This is a genomic window from Lyngbya sp. CCAP 1446/10, assembly GCF_026130175.1.
GTDB lineage: Bacteria > Cyanobacteriota > Cyanobacteriia > Cyanobacteriales > Microcoleaceae > Microcoleus.
Genome location: NZ_JAIGNI010000052.1, coordinates 30,284 through 41,329, shown reverse-complemented (window position 1 = coordinate 41,329; position 11,046 = coordinate 30,284). Strand labels below are relative to the sequence as shown.

Here is an 11,046-nt window from a genome sequence, read left to right as displayed (position 1 = left end):
CCCATGCCCCATGCCCCATGCCCATAACACCTATTTTATTATTTGACAACCCGCAATCGCACACTAACCATTGCAATTCCGCCTTGTCGCATCAAAACTGCTGAAATCCAGCGATTTTCAGGAGTAGCCGGAGCTTTACCTACTTTAAAAATTCCCCCGGAATTCAGCAAATCTAGATCGAGTTCTGCGGATTTGAAAAATGTTTTTTCGTTAACTGGTTCCTCCAAAATAGTTCCGATTAAAATGTCATTGCCGATCGGCTCTAGAACAATGGCATCAAAATGGTACTCTTCGCCCACCTTCACTTGCTCCGGCACATTCAATTGAATTGTTGGAGGATTTTTACCAGAACTGATCTGATTTTGTTCTGCTAAAATCTCTTGTTTAACTATTTTTTCACCCTCAAAGCGCTGCTGAGAACGGATGGTAGCTTTGAGATTTAATTCTCTACCATCCTGCTTCTGAGTGCCGGCAATTGTAGTTATGGTTTCAGCGATAATCGCGCTACCTTCGGTTTTCCAAGATTTGAGTTCGGTGCGGTAATTCAAATTCGGATATCGCTGCCAGAGTTGGATCAGAGCTTTTTCCATGCTTTGGCTGTTTAATCCGTCAGAATGAGTAAAATTCTGGCTGTAAAATGCCATTACTGCTTTGATATCGCGCCGGTTGGCTGCTGCGTCAATTTCTGTTAGCAGTTTCGTGAGTGGGGCTGGGGCATTGGCTGGGGTTTGGGCGACGATCGCCTGGGGAGTCGCTGCGATCGCCCTGACAGCACTCGGATGCAGCACGCCAGCACTTACCACTGTTAAACATAACAACATTTGAGCGATCGACTGGCCGCCGTTAAAACCAAATACGATCGGGCGATCGGCTTTTTCGTCCCGACGGCTGCAAAAATACTGAGATACACTTGGCACTAAATTCAACAAATTACGCATTAGATGATACTTTGGTTATTTGTCAGGGGTCGCGGCACGGGCAATTGTTCGCCTGCAACGAAAACTGACAACGGAATGAGGGACACGGCACAATCTAATTTTAGATGGCTGATTGAAAATTGGCTGAAACTGCCGGAATAATAAGCATAATAATCTAAAACCTCTAATCTAAAATCGATCGACCTGTGGAACTTGTAAAAGAAACAAATACCTTGACAAAAGCCCCCCTGCGGTTGTTGGTTGCAGCTAGCGGTACCGGAGGACATTTATTTCCGGCGATCGCCACCGCCGCCGAGTTGGCAGACTGTCACATCGAATGGCTGGGAGTCCCAGACCGCATGGAAACGCAGTTAGTTTCATCGCTTTACCCCCTCCACACGATCGCCGTCGAAGGCTTTCAGCAGCGATTTGGACTCGGTACAGCGCGCATTTTGGGCGGACTGATCGGCTCGATCCTTAAGGTGCGAAAGTTGCTCAAAGAAGGAAATTTTCAGGGAGTGTTTACTACCGGCGGTTACATCGCAGCACCGGCAATTTTGGCGGCTCGCTCTTTGGGTTTGCCGGTAATTCTCCACGAATCTAATGCAATTCCTGGGAAGGTGACGCGGTGGTTTGGTCCTTTTTGCAGTGCTGTGGCGATCGGATTTGCAGCAGCAGCCAAGCATTTACCGCGCGCGAAAACCGTGGTTGCTGGTACGCCGGTGCGATCGCAATTCCTCGCGCAGCAACCTCTAAAGTTACCAATTCCTGACAGCGTACCTGTAATTGTAGTTATGGGAGGCTCTCAAGGTGCTGTCGCAGTCAATCAGTTAGTGCGCGAGTGTGCTCCGGCTTGGTTTGAGGCCGGTGCTTGGGTAGTTCACCTCACCGGAAATAATGACCCAGATGCTGAGAGTTTGAAGCACGAGCAATATTTGTCAATGCCATTTTACGACAATGTGGCGAGTTTGTTGCAGCGAGCAAATATCGCAATTAGTCGATCGGGCGCTAGTGCTCTGACAGAATTAGCTGTTACCGGAGTACCTTCTATTTTAATTCCTTTTCCTTACGCCGCAGACGACCACCAAAGATTTAATGCCGAAGTATTTGCCGCATCAGGAGCCGCCGCAGTATTCCGTCAAAGCGAACTCACAGCAGAAGTATTGCAAAGCAAAGTGCTGTATTTGTTAAAAGATTCTGAATATTTGGCCAAAATGTCTCAAGCTGCTGCTCACTTAGCGGTGACAGACAGTACGGAACGTTTGGCAAATTTGGTCAGGGAATTGTTGGTGCGGTAGGGAGTGTTAAAGTAAATAGGCGATTCCCTTCGGGATAGCTTCGCTTAACGATAATTTGTAACCAGGAGAAAGTCAAATTGCATACATTGACTTTAATTTAGACAGAGTATTGAAAACCTTTGACTTAGCTTATTCTGAAATAGTCGAAATCTTCACTCCTGCACCAGAGTTAGAGTACAGCAGATTACTGACAGAAACTTTGCAAGAAAATCTGCCTGTAGCTCTCGGTAGCAATACAGAAAAATCGCGTTCGGAACTGATTATCGCGCCGATTTTAATGGAAGTGAGAAAACTTTTGCACCATCGCGTGAGCTTATTCTCTGGCATTGATTTTACTGTAGATGCTGAAAGAGGACTGAATGGGAATTGTGATTTTCTGATAAGTCTATCGCCAGAATTGTTAATTGTAAAAGCCCCAGTAATTGCGATTGTAGAGGCCAAAAAGGAAAATATAAATTCAGGATTGGGACAGTGCATAGCAGAAATGTTAGCAGCTCAAATCTTCAACGAGCGCGAAGGCAATGAGATTGCCACAATTTATGGGGCTGTCACTACGGGAGATAGATGGAAATTCTTAAAACTCGAAGGACAAGCGATTTTTGTTGAGACAACGGAAACTTTGCTTACCAATTTGGGTAAAATTTTGGGAATTTTAGCATTGGGAATGGGCGATAGCGAACTGGGTTCCTAATTTTCATTAATATACAGCTTCACGAATTAGCCTTGATACAAGCCAGCGACTGAGAATAAAATATATACTAAAGCAGGACTGACGTGAAAAATCATGCATTCGGCAAAGAAAATAGAGGTGACTGCTGCTCTGGCGGTAAATCAACAGTTTCTCTAGACGAAATCCTTTTCCCTTTTTCTGGGCGCTGATTTGCCTTAAACTGCTTCTTCACAATTGAGTTGAGTCTTGAAGTATTCCTGAAGCGATTGATGAGTAATTGTACCGCTATTTTGAGAGGCAAGTTTCCAGGGATATTCTTCTTGCGTCATGTTGCGTAACTTCCATGCAGCAAACTGCCCAAACACGGAGTAAACTTCATCAAGCAGGCTCTTAGTTTTTTCGTCGTAAATCGAAAAGTCTATATCTTCAGGACATGGAATTGCACCAGCACCATACTTTTTATAGTGACGGTATAAATCAGGAACAACCGGCCCGTGAGTCCATGCTTCTATCGCTTCAGGAAATAGCGGTTCATCGTACAAAGCTAAATGAAAGCCTTGAGCATAGTAAAGCAATTTCTGAAGTTTGAGATTAGATATCAGATCGCCAGCATCTTCACTTACCTGAGCCAAAAAGTATTTGGCTGCATCATCACAACTCAGCATAACTTACTTGGTTATCATTAAACGGCTTATTTCGATGATACTAGATGCGATCGCCCTAGACGACATTCAACTTCACAAAATCAACCACCGACGCTAAACCATCCTTCGTCTTCAAGTTAGTAAAAACAAAAGGTTTCTCCCCGCGCATCTTTTTAGCATCCCGTTCCATCACACCCAAATCTGCTCCAACAAACGGCGCGAGGTCTATTTTATTAATCACTAACAAATCCGACTTAGTAATTCCTGGCCCGCCCTTGCGCGGAATTTTGTCCCCCGCAGCCACATCAATCACGTAAATTGTCAAATCTACCAACTCCGGGCTAAAAGTTGCCGCCAAATTGTCGCCGCCACTTTCGACAAAGACTAAATCTAAATCAGTAAATTTGTGTTCTAACTCTTCTATAGCTACCAAGTTGATCGAAGCATCTTCGCGGATAGCGGTGTGGGGACAGCCGCCAGTTTCTACGCCCAAAATGCGATCGCTCTCCAAAGCTTGACTCCGAACCAAAAACTGTGCATCTTCCTGAGTATAGATATCATTAGTCACCACAGCAATCTGGTACTGCTGTCGCAGCGCCTTACACAAAGCATCAAGCAAAGCAGTTTTCCCCGAACCAACCGGGCCAGCAATTCCTACACGAAAAGCACTCATAATTATTTTGGTAATTGGGCATCGGGCATCGGGCATTGGGCATAGTTTCTTTTTCTTCCTTCTTGCTTCTTGCTTCTTGCTTCTTGCTTCTTCCTTCTTCCTTCCAATTTTCAACTCCGAAACAACCGAGTGTACTGAGTTTCGTGCGCCATGCTAGCCAGTCCCAATCCCCAACTACAACTAGCAAGATCATCATCTTCTAATTGTAAAACTTCTCGCGCCGTAGAGTTAATTTGAAACTGTAAATCTAACAACAACTGCTGGCCCGCAGTTTGACCGAGGGGAATCAATTTCACGCCCGCACCCGCCAAATTTGCAGCCCAACTATACAAATATCCTACCACGGCCGCTTCCTCTTCAATCTGCCAACAGGCCGCCGCTATCCCAAAGCCGATCGCAAAATTGCACGGATTGCCGCCAGCTTCCACCAAATCTTTTACAATAGTTGTTAAATCAGAAACAACGGGCGATTCCCTGCGGGATAGCTTCGCTTCACGCAAATCCAGCAACAACCGCGTCAAAGTCCGTCCCATCTGCCAACTTTGCAAGCGCAACTCTTCACTTTCCTTAGCAGCAGTCGCCCAAGTATTCCAGTAACTCAAAGCTTTCAAATCCCCAATCTTCGCCGCCCTCAACGCCCGTATTGCCACAGCAGCTTCTACTCGTACCGCCCCAAATTCCAGCGAATTTTCTAACCAATTCCTCAAACTAATCTCGCTATCGATCGCACCCGCTTCTACCAGACTCTCAATTCCCTCAGAATAACTATAAGCTCCCACAGGTGCAAAAGCTAACTGCAACAAACATAAAAGTTGATTGTTCACTGTTGACTGTTGACTGTTCACTGTTGACTGTTGTTATTTGTTATTTGTTATTTGTTGGTTTCAATGCCCAATTCCCCATTCCCCATTCCCAATGCCCAATTCCCCATTCCCAATTCCTAATGGTTGTGTCCGTAAGCCCCAGTTTCTGGCTGAAATGGCACAACTTCTGCTATTACCTCCAAACCCATTTTTTCCAGCATTCCCTGCAAAACAGCATCGGGAGAAAACCTTAAATAATTATCAGTAACTTCTAAAGCTACGTGGCGGTTGCCTAAATGATACGCAGCCCGCATCAGTAGCAGTGGACTTGAAGCGCGTACCGTCAGCACCGATTCAGGTTTTGCTGTCACCAATACCAAGCAGCTACCGTCTTCCGACTGCAATAAATCTCGATCGCGCAACACCGTACCTCTGGGCAAACTCAGGTGCAGTTTTTCCCCACCTTCTGTCTGGAATTGGTGGCGGCTGCGAGTGCGATCGTCCGCTGTCATCGGTAAAGTAAAGCTGACAGCAGCATCGGGATTTGCAGGCAAATGTTTTGTGAAAGTTAGCATTTGTCTATTCTATTCCTCAAAGGAATTCACTTCACATCTAGTTTTTGAGGAATATCTTTTTTAACTCTAATTGCGACTGACAGCGAGTTACAAAATTGTGATCTCTCTGAACCGCTCCCGTCCTTACATACCATGTTTTGCTCGTTTTGTCAAGCAATTTATTACAGGCGATCGCCATTTTTTCAAAAATGACTGCATACCGTCCAGTAACTCAAACAATAGAACGGGAGAGGAAGAAAGACTCAAACCCTCGATTTTATTGATTGCCCGCTTGTTGCAGCCGCAAAAGCTCAGCTTGAATTCGCTGTTTGACTAACGGATCGCGTTGCTGGAGCAAAGTGAGCTGGTTGAAGCGACTCACTGTCAAACCATTGGTTTCGACAACTTTTTTAGCTTGTTGGCAATAATTTACCGCGATGCCACGAAGATTTCCAGACAGCCTATTAACTTCCTGAGTTTCGTTGCAGACTATTCTGGGAACCGAGCCACCAGCCATTCCTTTAATTTCTTTCATAGCTTCCACCCGTCTGGGTTCTATGAGTAATACAGAGCGAGCGTAGCTAGTAATTTCCTCGTTGCTAATGTCTTGAGCTTGGGCGGCCGCTCCGAAAACAAGGCTTGGGGATTTTGCGTACAAGTCAGGGGCCCATCCGCTAGCCAAAGCTGCTGCGGAAATAATGCCTGCGAACAGCGATTGCCGCAGCATCCGGTTTAGGCGAAATTTAGAGGTGTTGGTTAAGGTGTTCATGGTCGTCGGTGATTGCTTGCGTGTAAATAAAAATGACACAGCGCTGGGAGGCTCAATCTTTTTGAATAATGTGGTGGCTAAAAAGTTCCTGCCCTTGAGTGACAATTTTTAATTTAAGCAGGAAGATTTGCTAGTTGATCGGGCAATTCCCTACGGGATAGCTACGCTTTACGACTTTTTAGCAATTTCGTTCACTTGACCCATTCTAACATCTCTGGGAAGTTGACAGAACACAAAATTTAAACAGTAATTTTCATTAGAGAGCGTTCCCCAATTGCCTCTACCAAATAATTCTCAAAACTTAAATATTAAATAATTCTAAAAGTCCTTGACAAATCCCTCACATTAATAAATCAAATTAAGGTGCGATCGCCTGCAAGTCATACAATTTGAGATTTGAGATTTGGGAATTGGGAATGACCGAAGAGCGGGGCGCAAGCCCCCGCATTCATGCGTGGGGTCGAGCCTGCTGCGACTTCAGTCGCCTTGGAGCGATGCCACGGCTTTAGCCGCATTGTGCGCTACAAATTGGCACTTTATGTTAAAATAATATTGGCTTAAAATACCCCCTCTAGGCTCAAGACACGTTGAAACAGCAGGGCGTGAGAGCAGGCGTAGAGAAAGCTGCAAGGGCAATGGTGAAAGTCCAACCTGGAAGCAAAAACAAACCAATTCATTTTCATTTACTCAGTCGCGGAAGGACATTCCGAGACTTAAAACGGACGTGGAGGCGATGTCAGACTACTTTTAAACGTAGCAATCTCCGATGAATCGTCAACCCCATTCGGCGACCATTCTCCTATTCATAGGTTGTGGCGTGGTGAGGAATCCCCGTAGCTTTAGCCCTGGGGAGGATGTCAAGTATCAAATAAGGGTTTTGAGCGCGAGGCTACAATTGCCTTCAGTGTTGAAACTGGTGTCAAATTTAGCAGCAATCGCACTCATCAATGCCCTCAAAGATAGGAATAACGCTAGGGGACTAAAGAAACCGGGTTTTTTCGGGAGTTTCAGGATTTGAACCAAATATTTGGGTTCAAAACCCGGTTTCTGGCCAAGCGAGTCCGATCGCGAACTAAAGAATTTATGTAATGTTAAGCTACTGCGGATTTGTCGATCGAGAAAATCCCCTCCTGGTTTGGCGCACTCAGTGAACCCGAACCCGAACCAACGTCAATTTTACTACCCGAAGACAGAGGCAGCAGCAGGCAACTAGACATTAAAATCGTCCTATCAAAACACGCGCTATCTGTTGTCGGCAATCACCTGGAGGCCTTCGATTCGAGCCCCGCTTCCTCAAGTTTCGGGCCCGAAAAGCTTGTCTCCGACTTACCCAAAAACCTGGTTGTTATCCAAAATATCCTTACAGCCACTGGAAGACTAGAAAAACCCGGAAGTCGTGAACTTTTGTCCATCAGTTTTCTTGTCATTTCGATCGCATATCGCGAATTTTGGCAAGCGTTTTCGCAGCAAGTTAACAATTATTAATTACCGATTTCCCATGAAAGCTCAAAAAGAAATTTGGCGAGTCATCCTCGCAGTAGCTATCAGTACCGTAGGCGTGCTGCACTTTGCAGTGCCCGCACCTTTTATCAGAATCATGCCGCCCCAGCTTCCTTACCCGGAAGCATTGGTCTATATCAGCGGTTTTTTCGAGATTTTGGGCGGGATTGGGCTGTTAGTTCCGCCAGTTAGCAGAGCGGCCGCGTGGGGATTAATTGCCTTATTTATTGCCGTGTTTCCGGCTAATATCAATCAAGCCGTCAACAGCATACCCATAGAAGGGATTCCCGACAACCCATTAGTGTATTGGTTCAGGCTGCCTTTTCAAGCCGTTTTGATTGCTTGGGCCTGGGTTTATACCAAACCAGACGAAAGTAAACCACGGGCTTCTATAATCCCAGATACGACAAAAAACGCCCCATGAAGCAGTTCGACTACCATGCGGATTTTAAGAGCATCGACTTTCGACAGCATCCAGAACTTTATTGCGTAGGGAAAGGAGAACAGGGAGTGCTGTTGGTGGAACCCTACAAAGGAGAAATTCTACCTTTCTGGAGATTTAAGACTCCTGAAATTGCCAGGGAGTCCAGCAGCAAAATTTACTCGTTATTTTTAGAGTATCTCGATCGCGAAAATTTTGTGGGAGCGGACATGGCGCGCAAGTTCTTGCAAATGGGGTATACTCGATCGCGCCGCTACGCCAACCACAAAAGCGGTAGAAAATACAAGCACAACCCTCAGAAAATGGAGTCTGTTGCAGAGCAAACCGCAGCTAGAAAAGATATTTTACCGCTAGAAGCAGATCCGGTGAAAGCAGAATCGGCCGCCATTTTTCAAGAGAAATGGATGCAGGCCAAAACTAACGAGAAATATCTCCAGCTTTTAGCTCGACACCGGCAGATGTACGAATCTTCTTGATGCAAGTCTGAGGATAGATCTACACTTACCAAAAACTCAGAACTCACAATTTAGCCCCCAGGACAGCAGTACAGTTGTGTGGGAGGATCTCTTTCGGAGAGTAAAAAATCTTTTCTAGGAGTGCGAGCGGGACGATCGCTATATATATACGTATAGCTACCATCGCGCTCGCACTCCCTGTAAATTCAAAACTGAGAAGCTCCCAGTTGTGCTTGCCTATCTAGGAACCGCGCAAATTGGTGAGGTCATAAAATTTACTCATCATTTTCTTCTGTTTGCCACTGCCGCCACATTTCAAAGCCATTAAAGCCCCTGTATTGCAGGTAATTCAAGACTTTGCCCTTGGTTTTCGGATCTACTTTAACCCAAGTATCGATCTTGTATTTCCGCATCACTTTGGCTTTTAATTCGGCGAGTTTTGCGGCTTCCGAGTCCAGATTTTCGGCAATTTCTTCTTCCCAGACTTGCTCGAACAAATCGCTGGCAATTCCTTTTTGCAGGCACTTACGCTTGATTGCCGACTTCCCATATTTGCCTGTAGCAGAGGCGATCGAGTTTGCCACCAAGCGAGTGTCAGACTGATAGCCCCGGTCTTGAATTTGCGCGATCGCCTCCAATATTTCCTCATTGCCAAAACCTTTCTCTTGCCCCTTTTTTTGCAGTTCAGAGGCACTGTAGTCTTTGCGGGACAAGAGAAAATAGAAATAGTCAAGACAGCTCATCAGTTAAATCGAAGGGTAGCACGCAAATACTCATGTAGCGAATGCCAAATCCAGTAGCCTTGCTATCGGCCAACTGCATCGCGATCGCCTCTATTCTTCTGTATCCTCCTCTTCTTCCACTACCACATCCGGTCTGTCCGCATCGATCTGAATCAAGCGAATGTGCTTGTATCCGAGTTTAATTTCAAACTCGTCACCAGGCTTTAATCCCATTTCTTGGGTATAATTTGCCCCGATCACGATCGAGCCATTCTTGTGAACGCTAGCGCGATAACTCGCTTCTCGTCCGCGTCCGTCTGCTTTGGACTTCTCTAGCTCAATGCCCTTAGCAGCTAACACTGCATCGTAAAACTCAGCCAGGTTAATCCGTGTTTCTCCACTCTTGCTGACGGTGAAGTAGCCGCAAAGCTTTGCAAGTTCTCTGCGCGGCAAATCGCTGCCTTTGATTTTTTGAAGCAGACCTTTTCCTGTTAAGGGTGCTGTAGCTGTTTCTGCCATTGACCGTACCTCGCTTATTGGAATTTACTTATATCAATTACAACACATTAGATGAACTTTGTTTCACTGTCAATACTAATTATTCTGAATATTAAGATTCTGGATAAATTTCTGCGGTCTCAAGACCGGGGGTGCAAGTAAGGATGCTCGAAGGACGATCTATTTGCTGCTCGCTGGTGATGCTTGCGTCAGCCTCACAGCGCGATCGCGCGGGAAATTATTGTCGCAAATTAAATGCTTTACTTTTTTACTGTAAAGTCTGTTCCCAACATTCACCAATCCCGATCCTGTCTGCGGTCAAGGTAAAAAGCAAGACAGCCATGAATGAAAATACCTAGAGCGCGGCACAGGCAAATCTGCCGCCAGCAATTACTGGCGCGGGATTAAATTTTACCTCAACAAGGCGAGCTAGCACTTGTTCTTGATGCCACTGCCAGCTACTTGTAAACCCTGTTTTTCGGGCGGCTAATCCGCTCAAAACGCCAAATACCCAAGAGCAATCTTCTATTAAGGTTTCGGCATATATAGCGGTTCTCAAAAAAGTGAGGATAGCCATAGCCCTATGCCCATAGCCCTATGCCCATAGCCCTATGCCGTTCGCGTACCTGATCTTTCTGAGAAAGGCTATATATAGCATCCATCCATCAGGGTTAGGACATTCTTAATGGCCCTTTCCCGATGGAGTCGATTGCTTCTGACTTATGACTTCTGACTTTTTTTTACCCGCTCGCGCAGCCGTTATAGCCTTCTTCCTTCTTCCTTCTTCCTTCTTCCTTCTTCCTTCTTCCTTCTTCTGACTTCTTTTTACCCGCTCGCGCAGCCGTTATAGCCTTCTTCCTTCTTCCTTCTTCCTTCTTCCTTCTTCCTTTTTCTGACTTCTTCCTTCAACATCTGCTATAACTTGCACAGAGCGCAGTCCGGGGAAGGCAATTCGGTAAAAAATCAAGGAAATTTCACCTGTTCGTAGAACCGGTTTGAGCTAAAACCACACTTAATCGGCGCGGCGGCAGAAACATCGCGCAGCCACCACCAGAGGAATTAGCTGCACCAAAAAAATGTCTGTGATGTTCGAGGGGGAGA

Annotated in this window: 14 protein-coding genes; 4 read left to right on the top strand and 10 right to left on the bottom strand. The window is 45.7% G+C overall.

The genetic code is table 11. The annotated features are described in order from the left end of the window. Positions 1-38: 38 nt before the first annotated feature. A complete protein-coding gene (locus K4039_RS20125) occupies positions 39-938 on the bottom strand; it encodes a nuclear transport factor 2 family protein (protein WP_265237883.1) in 900 nt (299 codons plus the stop codon). Between the two features lie 212 nt (positions 939-1,150). On the opposite strand from K4039_RS20125, the gene murG reads away from it, so the two are divergent. Both murG and K4039_RS20115 read left to right on the top strand, forming a co-directional pair. Then, the gene (gene murG / locus K4039_RS20120; protein WP_265237887.1) at positions 1,151-2,215 is read left to right on the top strand and encodes an undecaprenyldiphospho-muramoylpentapeptide beta-N-acetylglucosaminyltransferase; all 1,065 of its coding nucleotides are present in this window, start codon (positions 1,151-1,153) and stop codon (positions 2,213-2,215) included. Between the two features lie 109 nt (positions 2,216-2,324). Next, positions 2,325-2,906, top strand: a complete 582-nt coding sequence (locus tag K4039_RS20115; protein WP_321161635.1) for a hypothetical protein — start codon at positions 2,325-2,327, stop codon at positions 2,904-2,906. 194 nt (positions 2,907-3,100) lie between these two features. On the opposite strand, the gene K4039_RS20110 is transcribed toward K4039_RS20115, so the two are convergent. From K4039_RS20110 to K4039_RS20090, 5 genes are all read right to left on the bottom strand, one after another. Continuing rightward, positions 3,101-3,550 carry a Panacea domain-containing protein gene (locus K4039_RS20110; RefSeq protein ID WP_265237881.1) on the bottom strand — a complete coding sequence of 150 codons (450 nt, stop codon included), beginning with the start codon at positions 3,548-3,550 and terminating at the stop codon, positions 3,101-3,103. A 55-nt stretch (positions 3,551-3,605) separates the two neighbouring features. Continuing rightward, a complete protein-coding gene (gene ureG / locus K4039_RS20105) occupies positions 3,606-4,202 on the bottom strand; it encodes an urease accessory protein UreG (RefSeq protein ID WP_265237885.1) in 597 nt (198 codons plus the stop codon). 110 nt (positions 4,203-4,312) lie between these two features. Beyond that, positions 4,313-5,026, bottom strand: coding sequence for an urease accessory protein UreF (locus K4039_RS20100; RefSeq protein WP_265237879.1), 714 nt, complete (start codon positions 5,024-5,026; stop codon positions 4,313-4,315). Positions 5,027-5,142: 116 nt separating this feature from the next. Further along, the gene (gene ureE, locus K4039_RS20095) at positions 5,143-5,580 is read right to left on the bottom strand and encodes an urease accessory protein UreE (RefSeq protein WP_265237878.1); all 438 of its coding nucleotides are present in this window, start codon (positions 5,578-5,580) and stop codon (positions 5,143-5,145) included. 256 nt (positions 5,581-5,836) lie between these two features. Continuing rightward, positions 5,837-6,328 carry a DUF4168 domain-containing protein gene (locus tag K4039_RS20090; protein ID WP_265237876.1) on the bottom strand — a complete coding sequence of 164 codons (492 nt, stop codon included), beginning with the start codon at positions 6,326-6,328 and terminating at the stop codon, positions 5,837-5,839. 1,498 nt (positions 6,329-7,826) lie between these two features. Between K4039_RS20090 and K4039_RS20085 the strand changes: the two genes are divergently transcribed. Both K4039_RS20085 and K4039_RS20080 read left to right on the top strand, forming a co-directional pair. Then, positions 7,827-8,252, top strand: coding sequence for a DoxX family protein (locus K4039_RS20085; protein ID WP_265237874.1), 426 nt, complete (start codon positions 7,827-7,829; stop codon positions 8,250-8,252). Next, a complete protein-coding gene (locus tag K4039_RS20080; protein ID WP_265237872.1) occupies positions 8,249-8,746 on the top strand; it encodes a DUF4385 domain-containing protein in 498 nt (165 codons plus the stop codon). Before K4039_RS20085 ends, K4039_RS20080 begins: the two co-directional genes overlap by 4 nt. A 254-nt stretch (positions 8,747-9,000) precedes the next feature. Here the strand turns inward: K4039_RS20080 and K4039_RS20075 are convergent, their stop codons facing one another. The 4 genes from K4039_RS20075 to K4039_RS20060 all read right to left on the bottom strand — a co-directional run bounded on the left by K4039_RS20075 (position 9,001) and on the right by K4039_RS20060 (position 10,912). Then, complete coding sequence (locus K4039_RS20075) at positions 9,001-9,468, bottom strand: regulatory protein RecX (RefSeq protein WP_265237870.1); 468 nt, start codon at positions 9,466-9,468, stop codon at positions 9,001-9,003. A 90-nt stretch (positions 9,469-9,558) separates the two neighbouring features. After that, the gene (locus K4039_RS20070; protein ID WP_106149805.1) at positions 9,559-9,966 is read right to left on the bottom strand and encodes an AbrB family transcriptional regulator; all 408 of its coding nucleotides are present in this window, start codon (positions 9,964-9,966) and stop codon (positions 9,559-9,561) included. Between the two features lie 334 nt (positions 9,967-10,300). Continuing rightward, complete coding sequence (locus K4039_RS20065; RefSeq protein ID WP_265237865.1) at positions 10,301-10,522, bottom strand: hypothetical protein; 222 nt, start codon at positions 10,520-10,522, stop codon at positions 10,301-10,303. A gap of 267 nt (positions 10,523-10,789) precedes the next feature. Then, positions 10,790-10,912 carry a hypothetical protein gene (locus tag K4039_RS20060; RefSeq protein ID WP_265237863.1) on the bottom strand — a complete coding sequence of 41 codons (123 nt, stop codon included), beginning with the start codon at positions 10,910-10,912 and terminating at the stop codon, positions 10,790-10,792. Positions 10,913-11,046 lie beyond the last annotated feature (134 nt).